The sequence below is a fragment of the Aliivibrio thorii genome (assembly GCF_057368585.1).
Window position 1 is genome coordinate 109,308 of sequence record NZ_CM170654.1, and the last position, 26,731, is coordinate 136,038.

The 26,731-nt window shown below is 40.1% G+C and carries 26 protein-coding genes; 16 read left to right on the forward strand and 10 right to left on the reverse strand.

The window, feature by feature from the left end:
- Window positions 1–326 precede the first annotated feature (326 nt).
- The 4 genes from trmH to gmk form a co-directional block, all read right to left on the reverse strand.
- The gene (gene trmH, locus AC2IP4_RS00455; RefSeq protein ID WP_375321530.1) at window positions 327–1,016 is read right to left on the reverse strand and encodes a tRNA (guanosine(18)-2'-O)-methyltransferase TrmH; all 690 of its coding nucleotides are present in this window, start codon (window positions 1,014–1,016) and stop codon (window positions 327–329) included.
- Between the two features lie 188 nt (window positions 1,017–1,204).
- A complete protein-coding gene (spoT, locus tag AC2IP4_RS00460) occupies window positions 1,205–3,331 on the reverse strand; it encodes a bifunctional GTP diphosphokinase/guanosine-3',5'-bis pyrophosphate 3'-pyrophosphohydrolase (RefSeq protein WP_375321531.1) in 2,127 nt (708 codons plus the stop codon).
- 53 nt (window positions 3,332–3,384) lie between these two features.
- Complete coding sequence (rpoZ, locus tag AC2IP4_RS00465; protein WP_060993374.1) at window positions 3,385–3,657, reverse strand: DNA-directed RNA polymerase subunit omega; 273 nt, start codon at window positions 3,655–3,657, stop codon at window positions 3,385–3,387.
- Between the two features lie 108 nt (window positions 3,658–3,765).
- Entirely contained in the window at window positions 3,766–4,389 is a 624-nt protein-coding gene (gmk, locus tag AC2IP4_RS00470; RefSeq protein ID WP_375321532.1) for a guanylate kinase, read from the reverse strand.
- A gap of 231 nt (window positions 4,390–4,620) precedes the next feature.
- Here gmk and AC2IP4_RS00475 point away from each other — a divergent pair, with 231 nt between their 5' ends.
- Together AC2IP4_RS00475 and ltrA (AC2IP4_RS00480) are read left to right on the forward strand one after the other, a co-directional pair.
- Complete coding sequence (locus AC2IP4_RS00475) at window positions 4,621–5,046, forward strand: phosphate-starvation-inducible PsiE family protein (protein WP_130087352.1); 426 nt, start codon at window positions 4,621–4,623, stop codon at window positions 5,044–5,046.
- Between the two features lie 857 nt (window positions 5,047–5,903).
- Window positions 5,904–7,139, forward strand: coding sequence for a group II intron reverse transcriptase/maturase (ltrA, locus tag AC2IP4_RS00480; protein WP_486310462.1), 1,236 nt, complete (start codon window positions 5,904–5,906; stop codon window positions 7,137–7,139).
- A 99-nt stretch (window positions 7,140–7,238) separates the two neighbouring features.
- Here the strand turns inward: ltrA (AC2IP4_RS00480) and AC2IP4_RS00485 are convergent, their stop codons facing one another.
- The 3 genes from AC2IP4_RS00485 to rsmD form a co-directional block, all read right to left on the reverse strand.
- A complete protein-coding gene (locus AC2IP4_RS00485; RefSeq protein WP_375321387.1) occupies window positions 7,239–7,832 on the reverse strand; it encodes a YhgN family NAAT transporter in 594 nt (197 codons plus the stop codon).
- 137 nt (window positions 7,833–7,969) lie between these two features.
- Window positions 7,970–8,242, reverse strand: coding sequence for a DUF1145 domain-containing protein (locus tag AC2IP4_RS00490; RefSeq protein ID WP_105056957.1), 273 nt, complete (start codon window positions 8,240–8,242; stop codon window positions 7,970–7,972).
- Entirely contained in the window at window positions 8,243–8,845 is a 603-nt protein-coding gene (gene rsmD, locus AC2IP4_RS00495) for a 16S rRNA (guanine(966)-N(2))-methyltransferase RsmD (protein ID WP_105056958.1), read from the reverse strand.
- A gap of 70 nt (window positions 8,846–8,915) precedes the next feature.
- Between rsmD and ftsY the strand changes: the two genes are divergently transcribed.
- The 8 genes from ftsY to glpG all read left to right on the forward strand — a co-directional run bounded on the left by ftsY (window position 8,916) and on the right by glpG (window position 16,545).
- On the forward strand, window positions 8,916–10,154 hold the full coding sequence (ftsY, locus tag AC2IP4_RS00500) for a signal recognition particle-docking protein FtsY (protein WP_486310463.1): 1,239 nt from the start codon (window positions 8,916–8,918) through the stop codon (window positions 10,152–10,154).
- A gap of 3 nt (window positions 10,155–10,157) precedes the next feature.
- Window positions 10,158–10,826, forward strand: a complete 669-nt coding sequence (gene ftsE, locus AC2IP4_RS00505; protein ID WP_060993993.1) for a cell division ATP-binding protein FtsE — start codon at window positions 10,158–10,160, stop codon at window positions 10,824–10,826.
- Entirely contained in the window at window positions 10,819–11,772 is a 954-nt protein-coding gene (gene ftsX, locus AC2IP4_RS00510; protein WP_375321385.1) for a permease-like cell division protein FtsX, read from the forward strand. Before ftsE ends, ftsX begins: the two co-directional genes overlap by 8 nt.
- 866 nt (window positions 11,773–12,638) lie before the next feature.
- Entirely contained in the window at window positions 12,639–13,559 is a 921-nt protein-coding gene (ltrA, locus tag AC2IP4_RS00515; RefSeq protein ID WP_486310412.1) for a group II intron reverse transcriptase/maturase, read from the forward strand.
- Window positions 13,560–13,656: 97 nt separating this feature from the next.
- Window positions 13,657–13,863 carry a hypothetical protein gene (locus AC2IP4_RS00520; protein WP_486310464.1) on the forward strand — a complete coding sequence of 69 codons (207 nt, stop codon included), beginning with the start codon at window positions 13,657–13,659 and terminating at the stop codon, window positions 13,861–13,863.
- Window positions 13,864–14,099: 236 nt separating this feature from the next.
- A complete protein-coding gene (gene rpoH, locus AC2IP4_RS00525; RefSeq protein ID WP_060993991.1) occupies window positions 14,100–14,960 on the forward strand; it encodes an RNA polymerase sigma factor RpoH in 861 nt (286 codons plus the stop codon).
- Between the two features lie 421 nt (window positions 14,961–15,381).
- Window positions 15,382–15,705, forward strand: coding sequence for a thiosulfate sulfurtransferase GlpE (gene glpE / locus AC2IP4_RS00530; protein ID WP_375321384.1), 324 nt, complete (start codon window positions 15,382–15,384; stop codon window positions 15,703–15,705).
- A 6-nt stretch (window positions 15,706–15,711) separates the two neighbouring features.
- Window positions 15,712–16,545 (forward strand): rhomboid family intramembrane serine protease GlpG, encoded by an 834-nt coding sequence (gene glpG / locus AC2IP4_RS00535; RefSeq protein ID WP_486306811.1) that lies wholly within the window; start codon window positions 15,712–15,714, stop codon window positions 16,543–16,545.
- A gap of 71 nt (window positions 16,546–16,616) precedes the next feature.
- On the opposite strand, the gene AC2IP4_RS00540 is transcribed toward glpG, so the two are convergent.
- Window positions 16,617–17,027 carry a flagellar basal body-associated protein FliL gene (locus AC2IP4_RS00540; protein WP_375321382.1) on the reverse strand — a complete coding sequence of 137 codons (411 nt, stop codon included), beginning with the start codon at window positions 17,025–17,027 and terminating at the stop codon, window positions 16,617–16,619.
- 121 nt (window positions 17,028–17,148) lie between these two features.
- Between AC2IP4_RS00540 and AC2IP4_RS00545 the strand changes: the two genes are divergently transcribed.
- Both AC2IP4_RS00545 and ubiA read left to right on the forward strand, forming a co-directional pair.
- Window positions 17,149–17,688, forward strand: a complete 540-nt coding sequence (locus tag AC2IP4_RS00545; RefSeq protein ID WP_375321381.1) for a chorismate lyase — start codon at window positions 17,149–17,151, stop codon at window positions 17,686–17,688.
- Window positions 17,688–18,545 (forward strand): 4-hydroxybenzoate octaprenyltransferase, encoded by an 858-nt coding sequence (gene ubiA / locus AC2IP4_RS00550; RefSeq protein WP_486306810.1) that lies wholly within the window; start codon window positions 17,688–17,690, stop codon window positions 18,543–18,545. Before AC2IP4_RS00545 ends, ubiA begins: the two co-directional genes overlap by 1 nt.
- Window positions 18,546–18,629: 84 nt before the next feature.
- Here the strand turns inward: ubiA and plsB are convergent, their stop codons facing one another.
- Window positions 18,630–21,053: a glycerol-3-phosphate 1-O-acyltransferase PlsB gene (gene plsB / locus AC2IP4_RS00555; protein ID WP_486306809.1), complete on the reverse strand. Its 2,424-nt coding sequence runs from the start codon at window positions 21,051–21,053 to the stop codon at window positions 18,630–18,632.
- Window positions 21,054–21,293: 240 nt separating this feature from the next.
- Between plsB and lexA the strand changes: the two genes are divergently transcribed.
- The 3 genes from lexA to dinF all read left to right on the forward strand — a co-directional run bounded on the left by lexA (window position 21,294) and on the right by dinF (window position 24,289).
- Window positions 21,294–21,914, forward strand: coding sequence for a transcriptional repressor LexA (lexA, locus tag AC2IP4_RS00560; RefSeq protein WP_375321378.1), 621 nt, complete (start codon window positions 21,294–21,296; stop codon window positions 21,912–21,914).
- A gap of 143 nt (window positions 21,915–22,057) precedes the next feature.
- Complete coding sequence (locus tag AC2IP4_RS00565) at window positions 22,058–22,852, forward strand: class I SAM-dependent methyltransferase (protein WP_486306807.1); 795 nt, start codon at window positions 22,058–22,060, stop codon at window positions 22,850–22,852.
- A gap of 108 nt (window positions 22,853–22,960) precedes the next feature.
- The gene (dinF, locus tag AC2IP4_RS00570) at window positions 22,961–24,289 is read left to right on the forward strand and encodes an MATE family efflux transporter DinF (protein ID WP_486310465.1); all 1,329 of its coding nucleotides are present in this window, start codon (window positions 22,961–22,963) and stop codon (window positions 24,287–24,289) included.
- A 102-nt stretch (window positions 24,290–24,391) separates the two neighbouring features.
- On the opposite strand, the gene sthA is transcribed toward dinF, so the two are convergent.
- Entirely contained in the window at window positions 24,392–25,807 is a 1,416-nt protein-coding gene (gene sthA / locus AC2IP4_RS00575; RefSeq protein WP_486310466.1) for a Si-specific NAD(P)(+) transhydrogenase, read from the reverse strand.
- Between the two features lie 233 nt (window positions 25,808–26,040).
- Here sthA and fabR point away from each other — a divergent pair, with 233 nt between their 5' ends.
- The gene (gene fabR / locus AC2IP4_RS00580) at window positions 26,041–26,718 is read left to right on the forward strand and encodes an HTH-type transcriptional repressor FabR (protein WP_486306806.1); all 678 of its coding nucleotides are present in this window, start codon (window positions 26,041–26,043) and stop codon (window positions 26,716–26,718) included.
- The last annotated feature ends 13 nt before the right edge of the window (window positions 26,719–26,731 follow it).

The following is a 26,731-nucleotide window of genomic DNA, read 5'->3' on the forward strand; positions in this document are numbered from 1 at the left end:
ATCGCTACGCTTGCAGAATTCAGAGGCAATCTGCTGTTATCACAGTAACAAAGAATGGTTCTCCCCCTTTATCGCTATTGCTATGAGATCGATATAGTTGATACAAGGGGGAGTTAGAGGGGGTTGGTTACGTTGTTTCTTATTATGCAGACAAACAAAATCTCATCACTTACAACCCCTCCTAGCCTCCCCTTATATCGGCACTTTCTACCAAGTTACATTGGTGAAAAAGGGGAGGAACAGTCTTGTGAACGCTGTGGTTATAACGAACACCCCTGAACTCTGCAAGGGAGCTTGCGACCGATCTGAACCCTAAGATCTCGCTCTTAATCCGCCGCCTGCATTCTTGCCCACCAAACGTCATCTGCAACAATCTGTCCCGTCTCATCCAATTGAGGGTAAGCAAGACCTTTACGCTTTGCTACTTTGGCAAGAACTGGGTGACCACGTTCAAATAGTACGTGATTAATATACTCTGCAGGTAGTGTGCTCTCTTCACGGTCATACATGCCCGCTAAATCACGCTGACGCTGTGCTTCATATAAAATTAATGCACTAGCTACAGATACATTTAAAGACTGCACCATGCCAACCATAGGGATAATAATGTCATGATCAGCCATCGCCAATGCTTTCTTGCTGATCCCTGTTTTCTCACTGCCTAAAATAATAGCTGTTGGTTTGGTGTAATCAATTTCACGAAAATCAACCGCAGTGTCTGATAGATTCGTTGCTAGGATCTGCATCCCTTGGCTTTTTAGCACAGCAAAAGCATCATCAATATTTTTATGTGTTTCAACATCAACCCAGTTACGAGCTCCAGCCGAAGTGTGTCCTAACATTTGCATTTGCTCTGTTGGCCATACGGCATGAATTTTATGTACGCCAGTCGCATCAGCAGTGCGAACAATCGCAGAGACATTATTGGCTTTATGCACTTCTTCTAGGCAGAGTGTAAGGTCAGTTTGACGAGATTTTAATACAGAAGTAATTCGTTGATAGCGTTCTAAGTTCATGTTTTTTTTATTTCTTGGAATAGGTTAGAGGGACTAGGGGCGAGTAAGGATAAGCGAGGATTCAGGGCTCAGGTTTCAGGAAGATCAAAAGTGAGTACACCTGAACCCTGCGAGCGAAGCGACCTGAAACCTAGCTCTACTAAAAGGACGAAGTCCGTACTCGAACCTCGTCCCTTCATTTTCTGCTTCTAGTTCTTATGTCTACGAACTTTAAGTGCGTGTGGCATGACACGAATACGGCGCATAATCTCAGCTAAATGCTTGCGATCTTTTGCTGTTAACTCAATAGTTATAGTATACAAACGTCCGTCTTTTTCCTCGGTAGTAATACCGCGGATATTAGAGCCAGTGCCTGCGATTACATTCGCTAAATCAGCTAGTGCACCTTGATGGTTCTGAATATCAATATCTAATGCAGTAGCAAACTCTTGATCAAATTCATCAGCCCACTCAACACCCATGTATTTATCCAGTTCTTTTTGATAACCACGAACGTTGGCACACTCTTCCATATGAACCACAAGACCACGACCAGGACTTACATGAGCAATAATGTGATCACCAGGAATAGGGCGACAACAGTTTGCAAAGGTTAGTAAAATACCGTCCGCACCACGAATTGGTAATTTCTTACCTGTAGACGTTTCGATATTTGAAGAGTCTTGTTCTGTTAGTTCATCAGCATCACCAAGAAGACGACGAGCAACAACAATGCTCATTAACTCACCTAAGCCAATAGCTGCGAGTAAATCATCAAACTCGGCAAGTTTTAGATCAGAAAGAACATGGTTGATGTTGTCCTGTGAAACATTATCAAGCGATACATTATGACCAAGCGCATGGTTAAGTAGACGGCGACCTAAAATCACAGAATCTTCTTTACGCATTGTCTTAAGAACTTGGCGGATTTTAGTGCGGGCCTTTGATGTCACTACATAGTTCAACCAAGCTGCGTTTGGACGCGCGCCAGGAGCACTGATGATCTCGACCGTTTGACCGCTCTTAAGAGGTTTACTTAATGGATAAGGCTGACGGTTAACACGAGAACCAACACAGCTGTTACCAACATCAGAGTGAACGGCATAAGCAAAATCAACCGCTGTTGCACCAACAGGCAATTCAAAAATACGGCCTTTTGGCGTGAAGACGTAAATTTCATTCGGGAAGAGATCCGATTTTACGTTTTCAATAAATTCAAATGAGCTACCTGCACTTTGTTGCAGTTCAAGTAAGCTTTGCATCCAACGCTGAGCGCGGATCTGTGCCGTAGTACTAGAGTTATCACCCTCTTTGTACGACCAGTGTGCTGCTACGCCTTTATTTGCCATCTGTTCCATGTCTTCAGTACGTATCTGAACTTCAACTGGAACGCCGTGAGGACCAACCATTGAGGTGTGAAGAGATTGGTAACCGTTGGCTTTTGGCACAGCAATGTAATCTTTAATACGGCCTGGACGAGGTTTATAAATACTATGAACCTGACCTAGTGCGCGATAACAAGTATCGACATTGTCTGTAATCACTCGGAACGCGTAGATATCCATAATGGTATGGAAACGCTGCTCTTTATTTTTCATTTTATTGTAAATAGCGAACAGGTTTTTTTCTCGACCAATCACACGACCTTTAATGCCAGCTTCAGCAATACGGCCTTCGATTTCAGAGTGGATTTTTTGGATCATCTCTTTACGGTTACCACGAGCTGACTTTACTACTTCTTTTAATACGCGATAGCGATTTGGGTAAAGGGCTTCAAAACCTAGCTCTTCAAGCTCAGTTTTAATGTTATGGATACCAAGGCGATGCGCCAAAGGAGAAAAAATTTCTAAGGTTTCACGGGCAATACGACGGCGTTTATCAGGGCGTAATGCACCTAATGTACGCATATTGTGGGTACGGTCAGCAAGTTTGATCAAAATAACGCGGATGTCTTGCACCATCGCCATGACCATTTTTCGGAAGTTTTCAGCCTGTGCTTCTTTTTTATCGCGGAACTTAAGTTTGTCCAGCTTAGAAACGCCATCCACTAATTCAGCAACAGTCTCGCCAAATTGTTCTGCTAGCTCTTCCTTGCTAACTTCAGTGTCTTCAATAACATCATGAAGCAGTGCAGCCATTAGCGTTTTATGGTCGAGTCGCATTTCTGCAAGAATACGAGCCACCGCTACTGGATGAATGATATAAGGTTCGCCACTTGAGCGAGTTTGCCCTTCATGGGCCTCTTTTGCTACCAGATAAGATCGACGAAGAGCCTCAATGTGAGGCTCTGGCAGGTAATCTTTGGCAACATCTTTCAGGCTATCGAATAAATCCAAATTTCGCCCCGTCAGGTTTGCTGTAATTTATAATCTATAAAAGATTATAGAGATTAACGATTGTGAGTGATTGAGCTTACTGCTGCTAATTCAGCGGCATCTTGCTCTTGTTGCTCTTGACGTTCACGAGCATCAAGTAATTCTTTAGTGATCAGGCCTTCTTCAATTTCACGAAGAGCGATAACAGTCGTTTTATCGTTCTCTTCAGGCACTAGCGCATCTTTACCACCAGTTTGCATTTGACGTGCGCGACGAGATGAAACTAAAACAAGGTCGAAACGGTTGCCGATTTTTTCAACTGCGTCTTGAACGGTTACACGTGCCATGAGGACTCCAATTTATTAACAAAAATAGTTATATGTTGAGAAAGTATACAAGTAACCGGTATAAGTTTCTAGCTAGGGTTACGAGATACTAATAGAAATACGAAGAAATTAGTCAGCTAATAGTGCGTCTAACATGCCTTTGTATTTCATAGTTTGTTTGTCTTGCTTTAAGCGCTCTGCACGGATAATGGCACGGAAGTCCATTTGTGCAGTATCAAAGTCATCATTAATAATCACATAATCGTATTCATCATAGTGAGATATTTCAGACTTTGCTTCGCTCATGCGCTTAGCAATAACAGCATCGCTGTCTTGACCACGTGCATTTAGGCGTCGTTCAAGTTCTCCATTTGATGGAGGTAAAATGAACACACTTTTTGCTAAAGGCATTTGTTCACGGATTTGACGAGCGCCTTGCCAGTCAATGTCCAAGAATACATCAATGCCCTTATCAAGAGTTTCTTCGATCCAAACACGAGAAGTTCCGTAATAATTACCAAATACTTCTGCATATTCTAAGAATTCATTTTTTTCAATCAGTTCTTCAAAATGCTCTTTCTGCATAAAATGGTAATGAACACCATCTGTTTCTCCTGGGCGCATACCACGAGTAGTATGAGACACAGAGACTTTCATAGCATAAGTTGGGTTGCTTTCTAACAGTGCCGAGATCAAACTCGACTTACCAGCACCACTTGGCGCTGACACAATATAAAGTGTACCTTTACTCATGATGGGTTCTCTTGGGAGTTATGGCATTTCTCTTTACGTTACACTTTAAAAGGTAAAAAAAAGATGGATGCGAAGCATAGAAAATTGGGTGGCGAAGAATAGCACAATCAAGAATCAATTTGAATGAAATAAATACGCTAATTGAAATAATAATTTTGTGTTAGCGTATCTTAGCACTATCATTAGAAGTTCAATTAATCCTCAACCTTAATAATAGTGGATATTTTAGTTATGCCTTCTCATCTGCCTAAATCATTTAGTAAGCCTTTCTTAAAAGTATTTCATATTTTAGAAGCGATCCTGCTGGTTGCGATAACGTTAGCGACCTTATTTGCGATGGTGAATGAATTTATTCATGTTTTTGTTGAGCAGCAAATTCAGTTAACCGATATTTTATTGATGTTTATCTACCTTGAAGTGTTGGCCATGGTGCAGCAATTTGTGATGAACGGAAAAATCCCAGTGCGTTATCCTATTTATATCGCCATGATGGCCATTGCTCGTTACATCACGCTAGGAATGAAAGAGATCGATGCGGTATTAGTGGTTTGGTTGGCGCTAGCGGCCTTTATCCTTGCAGCAGCGACATTATTGATCCGTGTTGGGCATCATTATTGGCCGTATGAAATAAACGAAAACAAACATTATGATGAGTAGTGAGTAATTCCAATCCAGATAATAAAAAGCCTCGAAGATATGCATCAACGAGGCTTTTTTGTTTGCCCAGCAAAGCTGGCAAACCCGTCTGCTTGCAAGATAGCAGAGTCACCCCGACTAAGGGGAAGACAATCTGAATGGCAAGGGCGTCACTGGCCAACGGTGGGGTCTGAAGGAAGCCATAGGAAGTTAGATGTACACAACTAACCGTAACCTGTTTCGGCGGGATTGGTGGGTAAGCGTCCAAAATAGCGCGAAGCCCAATACTTAGTCAGACCAATTCTGTGCTTGAGGGTGGCATATCTAACAGGGAGTCAGTGCAATAACTGGGGAAGCCTGGCATCTAAACTTAATTGTCAGTAAGTGGCTTAGATTCAAGAAGAAACTCAAGATCTAATGCCGATGTGAGGTGGCAGATGAACCCGTAGTAGTGAGTAAGGCTAGGCCTGTGAAAGCCAGTGATGGTGTGGAGGACAAAACCAAGCCGACTATCAGTAATATATCTGATAGAGTCAATTTGAGCCAAAAGCACTTATTGATTGCGAAGGGGGGAAGTGATTTATAAATTACCTTAAAGTGACGTAATTTATGATGGGTTCACGAATTACCAAATAAGGTAAAGTCTCTATTTTAATGGCTAAGGGTGATACTAAAGCTGTGAATAGAACTGGGCACGGGGAGTAAGTGTTTCTCTTTACTAGAGGCATAGAGGCGGTTAAGCATATTGCGAATAAAAGGGCGTAGCCTTGCTAGAAAACTTAACGCGACAACGAAATAAACCTAACCAACATAAATAAAGTCAGCAGCAGGTGATGTGAGATAATAATTTGAGAGTACACTATAGCCTTTACGGGCGCATGCTATCACTGCAAGCGCTTTACGTGGCATACAAACAAGTGAGAAAGAATGGAGGCGCAGCTGGTATTGACGGGCAGCGTATCGATGATTTCACACAAAATTTGGAAGTAGAGCTCAGAAAACTATTACTTGAACTACAAGAAAAGCGCTATCAAGCGCGGCCCGTAAAACGAGTTGAGATCGCCAAAGACGATGGCGGTATCAGGTTATTGGGGATCCCCACAGTTCGAGACCGAATTGTTCAACAATGTTTAACGAATATAATGACTCCCATATTTGACCCAAACTTTCATCCATCCAGTTATGGATATCGGGTTGGGCGAAGCTGTCATCAAGCCATCAGCAAAGCTACCCTCTTTATACGTAAATATAATAAGCGGCATGTTGTTGATATGGATCTGTCTAAATGCTTTGACATGCTTGACCACGATCTGATAATCAAGTTCGTGCGAAAGCGCATCGTGGATGGCAGTATCTTAGGCTTGCTCCGTCAATTTCTAAAAAGTGGAGTCATGGTTGGTGAAAACTGGCAGAATAGTGTAATAGGCAGTCCACAAGGTGGGGTGATTAGTCCACTACTTGCTAATATCTACTTAGATGAATTCGATCAAGAAATGATGAGGCGTAAGCATCGAATAGTGCGATACGCGGATGACATTTTGATATTCTGCACCTCGAAAAAGGGTGCAGAGAATGCATTAAAAGTAGCTAGCCATATTTTAGAAGTAACGCTAAAACTTAAAGTGAATGAGCGGAAAACCCATATAGCACATAGCGATACAGGTATTAAATTCTTGGGAGTGGAAATTTTTACAAATTACACTGCAGTTCAAGAAAAGAAGCTCAAAACATTAAAAGCGAAAGTAAGACAACTCACCAAGCGTAATGGAGGATTGAATTTAGCGAGAGTGCTAAAGCAACTGAATCCAGTGCTCAGAGGGTTTGTAAACTACTTCAAAATAGCCAATATTACGAGCACACTGAAAAGCCTTGCGGCTTGGATAAGGCGGAGATTGCGAGCGGTACAAATGAGTTTGTGGAAGAAGCGGTGCAGATTGCATCGTCGTCTTAAGCAACTAAAGTACAAACCGCCATTTAAGTCCATAAAAATGGACTCATGGCGAAACAGTGCGAGTCCGTTAGCAAGCTATGCGATGCCTAATCAGTGGTTCAAAAATCTAGGCTTGTATTCAATAGACGAAGTTAAAACAGGTGTACTCGCTTCTTTTTATTAAGAAATAGTAAATTGCAGGAGCCGTATACGAGGTCCGTACGTACGGTTCTGTGAGAGGGATGAGGCAAAAGCCTCACCCTACTCGATGTAACACGGGAGGTTATGCGTGCGAAAAGTAGCTTGTAATACCATCTAAGAACATTTGTACTGAAATCATAAGTAATAACATTCCCATCAGTCTTTCTATTGCTGCTAAGCCCTTCTCTCCCACAATGCGCTGGAATAACTCTGAGAACATTAAAATAACTGTTGTTAAAGACCAAGCGCCTAATAACGCTAAACTCCAGTCAACCATACGATCTGGTTCTTGATGGGCAAGTAATAATAGTGTTGCTAGAATTGAAGGACCGGCAATCATCGGGATAGCTAAAGGTACGATTAAAGGTTCATCTCCAGCACCCAAGCTAGCACCTAACCCTCCTTCTGGAGGGAAAATCATTTTTAAACCAATTAAAAATAGAATAATCGCACCCGAGATAGAAACTGCTTCTTTTTTCAAACTTAAGAAATTGAGTATCTGCTCTCCCATAAATAAGAAGGCCATCATAATTGCAAGAGCGATCAATAGTTCTCTAATTAAAATAATACGTCTTCGTTTCTTTTCGACATGTTTAAGGATGGAGGTAAAAACAGGTAAGTTACCCATTGGGTCCATGATTAGAAAAAGCATGACCGCAGCTGAAAGTGTTTCCATAAATGAGTACCAAAATTAAAATCATAAAAATAAGATAAGATCATAACATAGATAATTAATTGAAATAGGAGTAAGCATAATGTTGAGACGTAAAAAAGGAGCCGTACATGCTCCTAATTGAATCATTTGATGAGGTGTTATTTATCCATCATATGTTTTTTTCTAATATCAAGTAGTGCAAAAACACCAAAGATAAGAATGGACCACTTCTCCCATCGACTCATTGATATTTTATCGCCAAAAGCACCAATGAAGATAAGCATTTGTAGACCGTGCATCATAAATAAAAATGCAGTTAGGATATAAAGTGCAATTGCCCCTTTTCCTGGAAATGGCATAAATAGGTTAAGTAATAGTATTAACCAAACGCCTCCAAGAGCGATTTTGGTTAGAATGATCAATCCTTTCATCTATTCCTCTCTTTCATATAATTTAAACGTAACCTGCCCAGCTGTTTTATCTCGATGTAAATGCCAATGAGCGGGTACGGGTAATGAGCTGAGTTCTTTTTCTGCTTCAATATATATCATGGCATTTGCCGCTAACCATCCATTATTTTCTAATTTTGTTAGCGTTGCTTCTAATAAATCTTTTCTAAATGGAGGATCAATGAAAACCACATCAAATGGTGTTGCCGCTTTATCTAAAAAGGTAAGTGTATCGATATGGTGAAGTTCGATATTATCGGCTTTTAAGCTTTCTGCATTTTGCTTTAATTGAGAGTGTGCTTGTTTGTTTAATTCAAGCATGACTACTTTTTCTGCACCGCGAGATGCAGCCTCAAAACCTAAACCACCGCTGCCTGAAAACAGATCTAAACAACGAGCGCGAGGAATATCTGGCGCTAACCAGTTGAAAACTGTTTCTTTTATTCGGTCGGTTGTTGGTCTTAATCCTTCCGCATCATGTACTGGAAGTTTGCGTCCGCGCCAGCGTCCGCTGATAATACGAATGCTTCCAGAGCGACCATTTGTGCCAGAAGTGCGAGATGAATGTTGTTTACGTTTAAGCATAGATTTTTTGACCGCTCAGAAAGTGATAGTATACGAGAAAGTGGTACCAATTTAATTCTAGGATTTCCCAATGACAGGCAAAAAGAAACGCGGATTATTGTCTTGGTTAGGTTTTGGTGATGAAGAAAAAGCCGAACAACCAACCGTAGAACAACAATCAGTAGAAAATACCGATACTCTTTCTCAAGCACCATCTCTAGAAGACAGCGCTGCAGAGAGTGTAGTGGAAGACGTTGAACTTGAACAGCGTAAAACTAATGAAGATTTAATAGAAAGCAACGATAGTGTTGTTGAGACTATTTCTGAAGAAGATGTAGAAAAAGTAGAAGAACCACTTGTTGAATTGAATACTGAGTCTGTAATAGAAGAAGTACAAGAAAAACCAACAGAAAGTTTTTTTGCTCGCTTAAAGCGTAGCTTACAACGTACTAAAGAAAATATTGGTGCGGGTTTCTTTGGTTTGTTCAGCGGCAAGAAAATTGATGACGATCTATTTGAAGAATTAGAAGAACAGTTATTGATTGCTGATGTCGGTATGGATACGACCGTCAAAATCATTAATAGCTTAACCGAAAAAGCGAATAAACGTGACCTGAAAGACGGTGAAGCGCTTTATGGTTTGTTAAAAGAAGAAATGGCGGAAATTTTAGTTAAAGTTGAAAAGCCATTAGAGATTGATGAAAAGAACATGCCTCACGTGATCTTAATGGTAGGGGTTAATGGCGTTGGAAAAACAACGACAATTGGTAAGTTAGCAAAACAATTCCAGAGTGACGGTAAATCAGTCATTTTAGCGGCGGGCGATACATTCCGTGCTGCTGCGGTTGAGCAACTTCAAGTATGGGGTCAACGTAACGATGTGCCAGTGATTGCACAACACACAGGAGCAGACAGTGCTTCGGTGATTTATGATGCAATTGAAGCGGCAAAAGCACGAAAAGTGGATGTTGTTATCGCAGATACTGCGGGTCGTCTCCAAAATAAGAGCAATTTAATGGAAGAATTGCGTAAAATCGTACGTGTAATGCAGAAGATTGACCCAACAGCACCGCATGAAGTGATGTTAACGCTTGATGCCGGTACGGGGCAAAATGCCATTAGCCAAGCCAAATTATTTAGTGATGTTGCGCCAGTAACTGGCATTACGTTAACTAAATTAGACGGTACAGCAAAAGGTGGTGTTATCTTCTCTATTGCCGATCAATTTCAAATTCCAATTCGTTATATTGGTGTTGGTGAAGGTATCGATGATTTACGTCCATTTGTGGCGCAAGATTTTATTGATGCACTGTTTAGTCGTGAGGAATAACGCGTGATTCGATTTCAGCAAGTATCAAAAGCCTATCGAGGTGGTCGCCCAGCATTACAAAAAGTGAACTTTCACCTTAATAGAGGTGAGATGGCTTTTTTAAGTGGTCATTCAGGTGCAGGTAAAAGTACCTTGCTGAAATTGATCTGTGCAATTGAGCGACCAAGTGATGGTAAGATTTTATTTAATGGTCATGACATTACTAAGATCTCTAATCAAGACATTCCCTTTTTACGTCGCAATATAGGGATTGTTTTTCAAGATCATAAATTATTAATGAACCGAACTGTATTTGATAACGTTGCATTGCCAATGCGTGTTGAATCAGTTCGTGAAAATGATATTAAACGCCGTGTTTCTGCTGCTTTGGATAAAACAGGTTTATTAGATAAAGCTAAAAGTTACCCAATGCAGTTATCTGGTGGTGAACAACAGCGTGTTGGTATTGCTCGTGCTGTGGTTAATAAGCCAATGTTATTGTTAGCCGATGAGCCAACAGGTAATTTAGATCCTCAGTTATCTCGCCAAGTATTTAATTTATTTGCTGAGTTTAATCGAGTGGGAGTGAGTGTATTAATGGCGTCGCATGATTTGTCGTTAATTGGTGGTAATAAATACCGTCGTTTTGATTTGCACCAGGGTTGCTTGCGTGAGGTTTCTGATCATGGCTAAACGTAAACCAAAAAATACCCAAGGAGCATCAAGCGATGGTTTTTGGGCTACTCACAAAAAACAAGCAAAACTCTCTTTTCAAGAGTTGCTGCGTCGTCCTCTTGGTAATATGTTGACGTTAGCCGTAATTGCGATGTCACTCACTTTGCCATCGACTATGTATTTAGTTGGTAAAAATTTAACGATGGTTGCTTCTAAATGGCAAGCGCCTTCGCAAATAAGTTTGTATTTACAACAAGAGACGCCAGAATCAAAAGTAAAGAACTTACAATCTGAGCTAGAAGGGTGGAAAGAGATTGATGCTGTTCAATATATTTCACCGCAAGAAGGTTTGAATGAACTGAGTGAACATTCAGGATTCGAACAAGCGCTAACATTACTTGATACTAATCCACTACCATCAATATTGATTGTCTCTCCTAAAAGTGAGTGGCAAAGTACCGATAACGTAAATCAGTTAGTCAGCCGCCTTAAACTTCAATCTAATGTGAGTGAGGTGCGTTTAGACGATGATTGGCTGCAACGTTTAGATGCGATTAAACATGTAGCGGTAGTGGTTGCAACTACCTTGGCGATTTTGATGTTTATTGCTGTTTTCTTAATTGTGGGTAACACCCTACGCTTTAATGTATTAGAGCAAAAAGATGAAATCCAAGTGATGAAATTGGTCGGTGCAACGAATACCTTTATTCTACGTCCATATTTATATACAGGTATGTGGTTTGGTTTATTAGGTGGTTTTGTTGCTTGGCTATTAACCGCTATCATTACCATTACGTTAAATGGTGCTGTTGATAATGTAGCTGTGCTTTATGACAGCGTATTTAGGTTGATAGGATTAACTTGGGATGAAAGCTTATTGCTTCTGATGTTATCGTCATTTTTAGGCTTACTGGCCGCTCGTATTTCAGTGTTACGTCATTTAAAAGAAATAGAGCCTGTTTAGTAGCAAAGATCGTATCTACGTTTACTAAGATCTTATGAACCGTTAATTCATTGAATTAGCGGTTTTTTTGTTTGCCCAGCAAAGCTGGCAAACCCGTCTGCTTGCAAGATAGCAGAGTCACCCCGACTAAGGGGAAGACAATCTGAATGGCAAGGGCGTCACTGGCTAACGGTGAGGTCTGAAGGAAGCCATAGGAAGTTAGATGTACACAACTAACCGTAACCTGTTTCGGCGGGATTGGTGGGTAAGCGTCCAAAATAGCGCGAAGCCCAATACTTAGTCAGACCAATTCTGTGCTTGAGGGTGGCATATCTAACAGGGAGTCAGTGCAATAACTGGGGAAGCCTGGCATCTAAACTTAATTGTCAGTAAGTGGCTTAGATTCAAGAAGAAACTCAAGATCTAATGCCGATGTGAGGTGGCAGATGAACCCGTAGTAGTGAGTAAGGCTAGGCCTGTGAAAGCCAGTGATGGTGTGGAGGACAAAACCAAGCCGACTATCAGTAATATATCTGATAGAGTCAATTTGAGCCAAAAGCACTTATTGATTGCGAAGGGGGGAAGTGATTTATAAATTACCTTAAAGTGACGTAATTTATGATGGGTTCACGAATTACCAAATAAGGTAAAGTCTCTATTTTAATGGCTAAGGGTGATACTAAAGCTGTGAATAGAACTGGGCACGGGGAGTAAGTGTTTCTCTTTACTAGAGGCATAGAGGCGGTTAAGCATATTGCGAATAAAAGGGCGTAGCCTTGCTAGAAAACTTAACGCGACAACGAAATAAACCTAACCAACATAAATAAAGTCAGCAGCAGGTGATGTGAGATAATAATTTGAGAGTACACTATAGCCTTTACGGGCGCATGCTATCACTGCAAGCGCTTTACGTGGCATACAAACAAGTGAGAAAGAATGGAGGCGCAGCTGGTATTGACGGGCAGCGTATCGATGATTTCACACAAAATTTGGAAGTAGAGCTCAGAAAACTATTACTTGAACTACAAGAAAAGCGCTATCAAGCGCGGCCCGTAAAACGAGTTGAGATCGCCAAAGACGATGGCGGTATCAGGTTATTGGGGATCCCCACAGTTCGAGACCGAATTGTTCAACAATGTTTAACGAATATAATGACTCCCATATTTGACCCAAACTTTCATCCATCCAGTTATGGATATCGGGTTGGGCGAAGCTGTCATCAAGCCATCAGCAAAGCTACACTCTTTATACGTAAATATAATAAGCGGCATGTTGTTGATATGGATCTGTCTAAATGCTTTGACATGCTTGACCACGATCTGATAATCAAGTTCGTGCGAAAGCGCATCGTGGATGGCAGTATCTTAGGCTTGCTCCGTCAATTTCTAAAAAGTGGAGTCATGGTTGGTGAAAACTGGCAGAATAGTGTAATAGGCAGTCCACAAGGTGGGGTGATTAGTCCACTACTTGCTAATATCTACTTAGATGAATTCGATCAAGAAATGATGAGGCGTAAGCATCGAATAGTGCGATACGCGGATGACATTTTGATATTCTGCACCTCGAAAAAGGGTGCAGAGAATGCATTAAAAGTAGCTAGCCATATTTTAGAAGTAACGCTAAAACTTAAAGTGAATGAGCGGAAAACCCATATAGCACATAGCGATACAGGTATTAAATTCTTGGGAGTGGAAATTTTTACAAATTACACGGCAATTCAAGAAAAGAAGCTCAAAACATTAAAAGCGAAAGTAAGACAACTCACCAAGCGTAATGGAGGATTGAATTTAGCGAGAGTGCTAAAGTAACTGAATCCAGTTTGTAAACTACTTCAAAATAGCCAATATTACGAGCACACTGAAAAGCCTTGCGGCTTGGATAAGGCGGAGATTGCGAGCGGTACAAATGAGTTTGTGGAAGAAGCGGTGCAGATTGCATCGTCGTCTTAAGCAACTAAAGTACAAACCGCCATTTAAGTCCATAAAAATGGACTCATGGCGAAACAGTGCGAGTCCGTTAGCAAGCTATGCGATGCCTAATCAGTGGTGCAAAAATCTAGGCTTGTATTCAATAGACGAAGTTAAAACAGGTGTACTCGCTTCTTTTTATTAAGAAATAGTAAATTGCAGGAGCCGTATACGAGGTCCGTACGTACGGTTCTGTGAGAGGGATGAGGCAAAAGCCTCACCCTACTCGATGTATTGATTTTGTTAAAAATTGAACTTAGTTAACAGAATTTAGTCCATAAAGTGTGGATAATTTTCCGCCTTTCACTTGCAGTCTGTTTATTTTAAGTACATTATTGCAAGGTTAAGTTAAGTAACACCTAGATATAAATGGGGATTTGAATGTCGAAAGAGATGTATTCAATGGCTGCTATTTCACAAGATAGTGTAGATAGCTATCTGCGATCTGTTAATAGTTATCCGATGCTAACGGTAACAGAAGAACGTGAATTGGCTGAGCGTTTACACTACAAAGAAGAAATAGAAGCAGCGAAAGAGCTAATTTTATCTCATCTTCGTTTCGTCGTGCATGTTGCCCGTGGTTATTCTGGTTATGGCCTACCTTTAGCAGACCTTATCCAAGAAGGTAACGTTGGCTTAATGAAAGCGGTAAAACGTTTTAATCCAGAAGTGGGCGTTCGTTTGGTTTCTTTTGCTGTGCACTGGATTAAAGCTGAAATTCATGAATACGTATTAAGAAATTGGCGTATTGTGAAAGTAGCAACGACGAAAGCACAACGTAAACTATTTTTTAACTTACGAAAGAATAAAAAACGTCTTGGTTGGTTTAATAATGGTGAAGTTGAAGCGGTTGCTAAAGATCTTGGTGTTGCGCCCTCAGAAGTGAGAGAGATGGAATCCCGCCTTGCTGCACAAGATTCTACGTTTGAAGCGCCAGCAGAAGATGATGACCGTGATATGGCCTTTACGGCGCCAGTTTACTATTTAGAAGATAAGCAGTCAGATGTTGCTCATTCTTTAGAGGAAGATAACTGGGAAGATTACACCAATAATCGTCTAGCGAGTGCAATTGCAACCTTAGACGATCGTAGTCAGCATATTGTACAATCTCGTTGGTTAGCTGATGAGAAGGTAACGTTGCAAGAATTAGCTGATACTTACCAAGTGTCTGCTGAACGTATTCGTCAACTTGAGAAGAATGCAATGAAAAAGCTAAAAGACGCCGTTGGTGATGTGTTTTAGTTAAATAGAATTCGATAGAAGGCTGATCTCGAAAGAGGTCAGCCTTTTTTTTATCTTAAATAATGGATCGAATTTTATATACTAGGATATTATTTCTTGTGTATAAGTAGGGAATTATCTGTTTAGATCTTACTGTTTTTCTGATAATACTAGGGAAAACGGACACTTGGCGCTAATATTTATATCCACACATTAAAAAGGATCTTTACTACATGTAGTGGATCGAATTCATTAAAAACACTTTATCAACGTAATCCACAAGCTTTTCCACAAGAGGTTAAAAAATAACCACTAAGTATTCTCGTTAAAAATAATGTGGATAATAAGTCTGTGAATAACTTTGTTTAACCCTTACATACTCTGTGTTTTTCTTGTGGTTAATCGAGAGTACAATGAATAAAAAATAGAGAGAAAGGCTCAAATGGAACAGTTTCAGCATATATCGGTCGAAGACGCACAAACAAAATTAATGAATCAAGATCTCAACGCAGTGATCGTTGATATTAGGGATCCTCAATCATTCAGTCGTGGGCATGTAGATCGTGCTTTTCACTTAACTAACGATACTGTTGTGGAGTTAATGAATACCGTTGATTTTGAACAGCCAGTATTAGTGATGTGCTATCACGGTCACAGTAGCCAAGGTGCAGCGCAATACCTTATCAACCAAGGTTATGATGAGGTGTATAGTGTAGATGGTGGATTTGAAGGTTGGCATAAAGCAGGGTTGCCTGTGGAGAAATAAAATTATATGCAGAGATTAATGGCATTATCTAACCCAAGAGCAGGGCAAGCGTTTATTGATTATATGGCTTCTCGTCAAATTGATATTCGTATGATGCCGGAAGGCGAGGGACAATTTGCGTTATGGGTTGTGTCTGATGATACGTATTTATTAGAGGTTGAATCAGAGCTACAAGCTTTTTTGAATAACCCTAATGATACTAAATATCAGTCTGCATCATGGGAAATGGCAGATACCCGAACGGCTAAATTTACTTATGGCTCTCCAAATCTGCTTAAGATGATCAAAGCCAAAGCTGGTGCTTTTACTTTGTTGGTCATGGTTGCTTGTATTGTTATTTTTGCTTTACAGCAATTAGGTTGGAATAATTCGATTTTCCAAGCGCTACATTTCCCCGCATATCAAGGGCAAAGTATCGAGGTGTGGCGTTGGTTCTCTCATGCATTACTTCACTTCTCTACAACCCATATTATTTTTAATTTATTGTGGTGGTGGCAACTTGGTGGTGATATTGAACTGCGGCTAGGTAAGACAAAACTTGTTCAGTTATTTTTGTTTTCCGCTCTGTTTTCTGGTTTAGGTCAATTCTGGATTGAGGGGGCTAATTTTGGCGGCTTATCAGGGGTTGTATATGCGTTACTTGGCTACTCTTGGTTTATTGGTTGGTTAGCGCCAGAGAAAGGTATTTCAGTCTCTAAACCTATCGTTGGTTTTATGTTAGCGTGGTTGGTCTTAGGGTATGTTCAGCCATTTATGGCGATTGCGAATACAGCGCATCTTGCAGGATTAATTACGGGGTGTGCGATTGCATTTATTGATAGCAAGTTGAAGAAAGTATAGCCACAGAGCCATCTCTAGAAAATGAGCGAGGTAGAAATACGTCGCTCATTTTTATTTCTGGTTTTAGTTTTTTATTGATAAATATACTTAGTAAAAAGTAAATCTACGGCTAAGGTTTTTCCTGTTTCAGTTAATAAAACTTCATTGATTGCTGTTAAGCACTCTTTTCGGATCTCTTCTCGACCAGCCAGTGATTTAATGCGTTGCTCTGGTTGTTGACCAAGAACTTCGACTAATGCATTTCTGATTTGTGGGTTATGGTGTTCTAAGTTTGGTAACTCACGGTTATCTGCCACTAGAATATCAACTCGAACTTGAATGTAGCCGAGTTTTTTTCCTTTCGTGACAAAGTTGGTTGTTAAGTCCGGCGCCAAAGTAAAGTAGCCCATTTGGGGGGCCGTGTCTTCTTCTGCAAAAACAGCAGGAGAAAAAAGTTGGCTAATAATTAGCAGCAACCCTACAAATAATGATTTCTTTGTCATTTTCTAATCCATTCGTCAGTCAATTTATTATATTACTTGTTACAATAGTCGGCCGTTGTGAGAAAAAATTAACCGTGATCTCTCAATTTAATCGATATATGTGAGAGATGTTATAGAGAATATGTCAGAGATCAATTCTTGGTGTGCTTCTGTGCTTAAAAAAGTACTTTGGCAAGATGCCGATACCTTTGAGTGTCATAATGAATGGCAGCGATACTGGTTGCTTGGATTAGATTCATTATCACGCCGTTTAGAGCAACATTGCCAATTGTTGTCTGTATCGGTATTAGATAATACACACGTGAACCCAGACACATTAACCGAAGTAGAATTAGATCTTCTTGGTAATGAAGTATGTTTGCGTCGAAAAGTTATTTTAAAAGGAGATCAAAAGTCGTGGGTATATGGTAGAACATTAATTCCATTGTCATCACTTCAAGATCAGCCACATGATTTAACTCGTCAAGGTCATGTACCATTAGGTATTACCGTTTTTAGTGCTCAAAGTGCACACAGAGATAAGTTACAAGTTGGACAGATTGAAACAGAAAAAGGAATGCTATTTGCTCGACGTTCTCGTTTATGGATGAATGAAAAACCTATGTTGGTAGCGGAATTATTTTTACCTAGTGCACCTATTTACTCAAAGGAAATTGAATAATGACCACGTCAAAAGCACAAGCGTTTTGGCAATTAACTCGAATGAATCGTCCTATCGGTTCTTTATTGCTTTTATGGCCAACGCTGTGGGCATTGTTTTTGGCTGCAGATGGGCTACCTGATTGGCATGTACTGATTGTTTTTGTATTGGGCGTTTTATTTATGCGCTCTGCTGGGTGTGTAATTAATGATTTTGCTGATCGTAAAGTGGATGGTCATGTAAAGCGTACCGCTAATCGTCCATTGCCTTCTGGATTAATCTCATCAAAAGAAGCATTAACGTTTTTTGCTGTTTTGGTGGTGTGTTCATTCTTATTGGTATTAACCATGAACATATTGACCATAATGCTTTCTGGGATTGGTATCGTTCTAGCTGTTGCTTATCCTTTCATGAAGCGAGTGACTTACTTACCTCAGTTTGTTCTTGGTTTGGCATTTAGCTGGGCGATCCCAATGGCGTATGCAGCAGAATCAAATCAAGTGCCGCCTGAAGCATGGTTGCTGTTTGTGATTAACGCACTATGGACTATTGCTTATGATACACAGTATGCGATGGTCGATAGAGATGATGACCTTAAGATTGGTATTAAATCAACCGCGATATTGTTTGGTCGATTCGATAAGCTCATCATAGGCTTATTGCAACTGGGTGTGTTAACGTTATTGATTATTCTTGGCTCTCAGCTGGTTCTTTCAAGTGTGTACTATTGGGGAGTGTTAGCGTCGGCAGGATTTTTTGTTTATCAACAATGGTTGATTAAAGGTCGTGAAAGAGAAGCGTGCTTTAAAGCATTCTTAAGTAATAATTATGTCGGTGGTTTAGTGTTTGTAGCTATTGGCGCAAGCGTTTTGATTTAAATCCTGATTGATTAAAAATAAAAGCCAGTATGGAACTTTCAATAAGAAATCTCATACTGGCTTTTTTGTGTTTAATTTATGGTATTAGTCTTCTTTATTCATCACCGCTTGGATTGTTAATTTAATCTCTGGGCTTAATAATTTCGAGATATCGTGTGCGAACGGTGCCACTTTCTCAAGTACAGCATTTCCATCGCTATCTAGATAACCTTCGGTTTTTAAACTATTAAACAAAATACCAAAAACCCCTTTATCAAAGAATTCGGGTGCATTAATTCCATGCAGACGACTTAGACGCTGAGCCATGATTTGACTTTGCTCTTCTAACTCACTCTTATCTAATTCAGGCGACGCTTGCAGATGCGTAAGAGCAATGGCATAGCGTTGTAGTGTTTCTGAAATAGTGTAGGCTAATAGATGAAGTTTACGAATATTAGTCGAGTTAAGTTGTAATAGCCCATTTTCTTGTATTATCAACTTTTGACGAACTAATTCTTCAATATGTAGATTCACAACGTCATTTAATTCATCTTGACCATAGTGCAGAAATAATTCTGCTTTCAAGAATGGATAGATTTGTTGAATTTGTCTTTGAATGTTCTCTACAGAAATAGAACGAGATTGAACCACTAATTTTGCTATTAATGATGGCAATGCAAACAAATGAATGATGTTATTACGGTAATAGGTCATCAGGATAGATTGGTTTCTATCTAATGAAATAATTTCGCCTAATGTATCTTTCTCTATTACGAATTTATCTAAAGCAATGGCGTGCTTTAAGAGTGCTTCTGCATTTTCTGACGGTACTGTTGCTGTGTCTGAATACGGAATATTACGCAGTAGCTGTAAATAACACTCTAATTGTTCAGTAAGGTCTTCTTTACTCAGTGCTCGTTGACGAGCAGAAAGTAAAGCGGTTGCACATAGGGTTAATGCATTGGCCGCTGCTGCATCATTAATGTGCGTCATCATTTTATTCGCGATGCCATTTACGACTGGTGTCATCCATTCTGGTTTTTGTGGCTCAATTGGATTAATTGATTCAGACCAATTTGGTGCGTGTTCATTTAAATAATGGTTTAGTGAAATAGGCTCACCAAAGTTGACGTATCCTTTACCGAAATTACGCAGTTTACGTAGCGTACGTAATACCTGTCCTGCATTTTCTTTTTCTTTACGCTTACCTTGCAGCTCTTTAGCGTAAGTGGTGACTTCCATTACGTGTTCATAGCCGATATAGACTGGCACAAGCGTTACTGGGCGGTTTAACCCTCGCAGCATAGCTTGAACGGTCATTGCTAGCATTCCGGTTTTTGCTTCCAATAAACGGCCAGTACGTGAGCGTCCGCCTTCACTGAAATACTCAACTGAATAACCTTTTGCAAAAAGTTCTGCTAAGTATTCACGGAAAATTGTCGAGTAAAGACGGTTACCTTTAAAACTACGACGAATAAAGAAAGCTCCGCCACGACGGAAGATAGGACCCGCAGGGAAGAAATTTAAGTTAATGCCAGCTGCAATGTGTGGTGGTACTAACCCTTCATGATAAAGCACATAGGAAAGCAACAAGTAATCCATGTGGCTACGGTGACAAGGAACGTACACAATTTCATGGCCTTCTTGTGCTAGCTTACGCACAGTAGACGCGTTATTAATGTTTAAACCTTGATATAAACGATTCCATAGCCATTTAAGAATACGGTTACCGTTTTTTATCAGTGAGTAAGAGAAGTTTGTTGCGATCTCTTCCATGATGTTCATGGCTTCTTTACGCACTTTTTCTACATCGACGTTACGCGTTTTAGCTTCTTCAAGAATGACCTTTTCAATCGCTTGTGATTTTAATAAACGATTAAATAACGCTTGGCGATTAGGTAGATTAGGACCAGAGGCCGCCAATTTTTGACGAGAGAAGTGAATCTTAGCCACTCGTGCCAGTTTATGAGCAATCGCTTCATCTGCACCGTGGTTATCTGCCATGTAGCGTAAAGATACCACTGGGCTGATACGAACGGTTGAATCACGTCCTGCTTTAATTAAGGTTACAAATTTTTGAGGGCCATTCAGAGGCATCAGATGAGGTTTACTCGTTCCTTCTTTTCCTGGTCTTCTTCCCCATAAAATTGAGGTTGGGATCAGTTGAAAGTCTGCGTCTTTGTTTTCTTCGTGATGTTTTAGAACGATTTTAAATAGATCTAGAGACTCTTGTGGCAGGTCGTCATCAGTATCGAACATTTTAGGTCCGATAGATGTGAACACGTAGCGTGGGTATTCCACATCATCAATCGTGATCGGAGAAAGAGGGTCTGGTAGCCCTAGTTCTAATGTACTTTTTTGTAATGTCAGTAAATCAACATGCGAGCGAAATGGCAGGGCATAGATGATTGGACGCTCAAGATCGATCTTAAGGTCTTCAATTGGGTTCGATGGAATCGAAGTACTCTTCACCATTACTGATAATGGCAATTTTAGCAAAGAGTGATAAATAGTGTGTCCTGTAGACATAATGACAATAACGCCTTAGTTATGTACCGATCGGTCGGTTTATATAGTTGCTTACAATTTCACGGCAAGAATAGCAGAACTGGTCAAACCTTTTAATAGAAATGAACACATAATCCACAATAGTACGAGTAATATGACATAAAAGTCGTTAATTTTGCCGCCTTTTTAATCAATAGGTCTTTCAAAGCATAGCACAGCTGTATATACTCACAGTTAACTGTATAAACAGACAGGTGATTTATGAAGCCGCTAACGGCAAGACAGCAAGAAGTCTTTGAGTTAATCAAAGCAAAAATTGATGATACTGGCATGCCACCGACACGAGCAGAGATCGCTCGTGAGTTGGGATTTCGTTCAGCGAATGCGGCAGAAGAGCACTTAAAAGCCCTTGCTCGTAAACAGGTTATCGAGATTATTCCTGGCGCTTCTCGAGGTATTCGAATTCTTTTACAAGATGCAGAGAATGAAGAGTTTGGTGTTCCTTTAATTGGTCAAGTGGCAGCAGGAGAGCCAATTCTTGCTCAAGAGCATGTAGAGAGTCACTATCAGGTTGATCCTAGCATGTTTAAACCACAAGCTGATTTTCTATTGCGAGTGAATGGGGAGAGCATGAAAGACATCGGAATTATGGATGGCGATTTGCTAGCGGTTCATAAGACGCAAGATGTTCGTGATGGACAAGTGGTTGTCGCACGAGTAGATGATGATGTAACCGTTAAACGTTTAGAGCGTAAAGGGGCCATGGTTTTCCTTCATGCAGAAAATGAAGAATTTGCTCCAATTGAAGTAGATTTAACATCACAGAGTTTAAGTATTGAAGGTCTTGCTGTTGGTGTTATCCGCAGTACAACTTGGATGTAATACTTACGTATAATTACTATTCATTTAGATCATCTTAGGAATGAATATTATTAAATTGTCATTATCACTTGTTTTTCTGAAATAGAACTTTACAAGTGGTAATGATAGTTATTATCATCTAATCTCTTTCATAGGAGATGATAATGACACAGCTCGGCCATAAAATTCCTTCTCGCCTATTGCAACCTCTTTGGTTGAGAAGTCGCGAGAGTATGATCGACAATGGATTGATTTATGATCCTATCGCTGCTGCAGCCTGTCGACATTGTCACCTTTCTTCTGAATGCCTCTCTGGAGATATCGATCAAAAGCAATTATTACACGCCACTCTGACTGTTCAATGTGATCAACAAGTGTCTCAATTTCTTAAGCGCCATCCTTCTGGTTGGGTCGTTAATGTTGGTGCAGGACTAGATACTCGTTTTTATCGTTTGGATAATGGCCGTTGTCATTGGCTTGAACTGGATATCAATGAAAATCTTTTGTGGCGTCAAAAGTTGTTTCATACCAATGAGCGTTATTATTTACGTTGTGGTTCTGTGACAGAAGAGAGTTGGGTTGATAATCTTCCTGTACCTAATGAGGTGCCTTTAATGATTGTTTGTGAACATGCTTTATTGGAATGCAATGAAATACAATTAGCTAAATTTATTCAATTACTAGGCCGACGTTTTCATCATGCTGAAGCATTATTTGTGGTGGCGGGTGACCGTTGTAATACCGTGATAGGAAAAAAGCTTGGGAGTATTGAATATAAACACGGATTGCATCAACCTAAACAGCACTTTACTGGGTGGTTACCTTGGATAGATAGCCTGTCAGTAAAATCTCCTATTGAGCATGATTGTGGAAGATGGAAAGCGTGGCAGCGTTGGTTGGTTAAATTCCCGCTATTTAAGCATCGTGTGACTCCGCTGCTAATCCATATGAATTGGTAGTGGTGTGATAATACTGCGCGGCTAGGTTATTAATTCAATTAAGCAAAGGTTTAGGATTGAAAGAAAGTAAGTAATACTATTGTTACTTTTCTCTATCGGTATGATCCAATGTGGCAATCATTAAAAAACCTTTCTTTACACCGACAGGTATTAGCGCTAGCTATTCCTATGGTGCTTTCAAATATTACTATTCCATTATTAGGTTTAATTGATGCTGCTGTAATTGGTCACCTTGAACACGCATGGTATTTAGGAGGTGTTGCAGTAGGCGGTACCATGATCAGCGTGACGTTTTGGTTGTTGGGTTTTTTACGTATGGCAACCACGGGCTTATCTGCACAAGCGTATGGTGCTGAAAATAAAATGCTGCTGAGCCAAACATTTTCTCAGGGTATTTTCTTAGCTCTCTGTTTTTCTTTTATTCTTCTTATTTTTCATCAACCGCTTTCTTACGCTATTTTTTCTTTTAGTGACGCAGCACCTGAAGTTAAGTTGTATGCCGAACAATATTTCTCTATTCGGATATGGAGTGCACCAGCTGCGTTGAGTAATTTGGTTATCATGGGCTGGTTACTCGGAACGCAGAATGCTCGTTATCCGATGTGGCTTGTGATTATAACGAACAGCATCAATATTATTCTCGATCTACTCTTTGTTGTCGGATTTAACTGGAAGGTAGAAGGGGCTGCACTAGCTTCTGTTATTGCTGATTATTCAGCGTTTGTAATTGGTCTGTTTTTTGTTCTTAAGCAAAGTAAAACATTAGACTTACCGCGTTTTATTATGCCACTTACCGATCTTCTCTCTGGCTTTAAGCGTTTATTTAAATTGAACCGAGATATTTTCTTACGTTCATTATGCTTACAAGCTTGTTTTACTTTTATGACTTTCCAAGGGGCATCACTAGGGGTAGACATTGTTGCAGCTAATGCCGTATTGATGAGCTTTTTGATGATGATTTCATATGGCATGGACGGTTTTGCCTATGCAATGGAAGCGATGGTAGGAAAAGCCATCGGAGCGAAGAGTAAATCTCAGTTATCTGATTCTTTAATAGGTACTACTTTTTGGAGCTTCATTATTAGTTTGATACTTAGCTTAGTTTTCGGGTTTGGTGGCTATCAATTAATTTCGATGATTTCTTCTATTGACGCGGTACAACAAACAGCACTTATTTATCTTCCTTGGCTTGTTGCGATGCCATTAGTGTCGATGTGGTGTTTCTTATTAGATGGTATTTTTGTTGGGGCAACCAAGGGATCTGAGATGAGAAATTCTATGTTTATAGCTATGTTGACGTTCTTTACTACGTGGTGGTTAATGCAGGGTTATGGCAATCATGCTTTGTGGGCGGCGATGCTATCTTTTATGGCGATGCGTGGTATCAGCTTAGCAATTACCTTTTCTATTCAATGGAAAAAAGCAATTTTCCTATAATAGGCCAAATACTTTATTTTATTGATAGTTAAAATAAAAAGGGATTAAGTCATGCTTAATCTCTTTTGTTATCTGCTGATGTATGTAGCTCTATTTTTTGATTTAAAAGAGGCGGTTTAATCCATTTAGAGCCGCAACACGATAGGCTTCAGCCATTGTAGGGTAATTAAATGTGGTATTAACAAAGTACTCAATAGTGTTCGCTTCGCCTTTTTGTTCCATAATGGCCTGACCGATATGAATGATTTCAGCAGCACGTTCACCAAAGCAATGTATGCCTAAAATTTCTTTAGTTTCACGATGGAAAAGAATTTTTAAACTACCGATATCCATTCCTGCAATTTGAGCACGAGCTAAATGTTTGAAGGAGGCTCTCCCTACTTCATAGGGTACTTTTGCCGCCGTTAATTCTTGTTCTGTTTTTCCTACTGAACTAATTTCAGGGATGGTATAAATACCGGTAGGGATATGATCAATTAATTGAGCTTCAGCTTTGCCTTTAGTAATGGCTTGAGCTGTGAATCGACCTTGGTCATAAGCGGCACTGGCTAGGCTTGGGTAACCAATAACATCACCAACAGCATAGATGTGTTCGACAGGGGTTTGGTAGCTGCCGTTGACTTTAAGTTGCCCACGTGAGTCAGCTTCGAGTCTAACTGCTGATAGGTTTAATTTATCTGTATTTCCCGTTCTACCATTGGCAAATAAGATGCAGTCGGCTTTCATTTTTTTACCAGATTCAAGGTGCATCACTATGCCATCATCACTGGCTTCAATCTTTTCAAAGGTTTCGTCATTACGGGTAACGATCCCACTGTTCCAAAAATGGTAAGATAGGGCGTCAGACATTTCATTATCTAAAAAAGAAAGTAAGCGATCGCGAGTATTTACAAGGTCAACTTTTACGCCTAATCCCCTAAAGATGGATGCGTATTCACTACCAATAACGCCTGCCCCATAAATAATGATATGGCGCGGGTCATGCTTTAATGACAAAATTGAGTCACTATCATAAACACGGCTATGGTTGAAGTTTACACCGGCTGGGCGGTAGGGACGAGAGCCTGTTGCAATAATGAACCTATCTGCGGTATAAGTTTCTATCGAACCATCTTTTGCGGTCACTGCAATCGTATTTTTTTCGACAAAACTGGCTTCACCAAAAATGAGTGAGCATTGGTTTCGATCATAAAATCCTTGCCTCATTCTTGTTTGTTTATCGATAACACTTTTCGCATGCCCTAAAATATCCGAAAAAGTAGAATGAAGACTGGTATTATTCTTACAGTAAAGAGGATTGGAGTTAAATTCGATAATACGGCTAACAGCATGACGCAGTGCTTTTGATGGAATGGTTCCCCAGTGAGTACAACCGCCACCAACACTTGGTTCTTTTTCAATAATGGCCACATTTAGGTTTGCTTTGGTCAATCCCATTGCAGCTCCTTCTCCCCCTGGACCACTCCCTATTACGATGGCATCAAAGTGGGTTGAATGTGTAGGGGTCGAGTTAGTCATTATTGGCGCCTTATTATTATCAATCTCGCAACATTGCTAGCTAACTATATTAACCTTTTCATTCGTTTGGTAAATCAAGTGAGTAAGATAGAGTGGAGAGGATCACGTTGTTTATGGAAATCTAGGTGATTATGGATTTCATTATTTACATCGCTCGATAGAAATTCATAATGTGAGTTAGCGAAAGTTTGTGATGCCCATTTAATTAAATTGTGAAATATACGGTAAAGAATATGTATCCTGAATTTGAAGCGGATGATCTCAATGCAGTATCAGAAGTAAAGCGACCAGTAAGTACCAAAGGTGTGAGAGCACAACAAAAAGAAAGAACACGCAGAACCATTATTGATGCAGCTTTCTGCCTACTATGTGCCGAAAGAGGCTTTACGAGTTTAAGCCTACGCGAAGTGACCAGAGAGGCTGGTATTGCGCCAACCTCATTTTATCGTCATTTTAAAGATATGGACGAACTTGGCTTAACTTTAGTTGATGAAGGTGGCTTAATTTTACGCCAATTAATGCGCCAGGCTAGACAACGTATTGTGGTTGAAGGGAGTGTTATCCGAACATCGGTGGAAACTTTTATGGAATTCATTGAAGGTAGCCCGAACGTATTTCGCTTGTTATTACGTGAGCGTTCAGGTACATCTCCAGCATTCCGAGCTGCTGTAGCAAGAGAGATTCAACATTTTGTTGCGGAACTAACTGAATATTTAATTGCCACAACAGGTGTTGCGCGTGAAGAAGCATCGGTTCAAGCTGAGGCATCAGTAACCTTAGTCTTTAGTTCAGGGGCTGAAGCTCTGGATCTTGATACTCCACATAGGGAAGAGCTCTCGAGACGTTTAATTTTTCAATTACGCATGCTATCTAAAGGTGCTTATTGGTATCGGAAAGAAAATGAAAAATAGAATTTAGATGCAT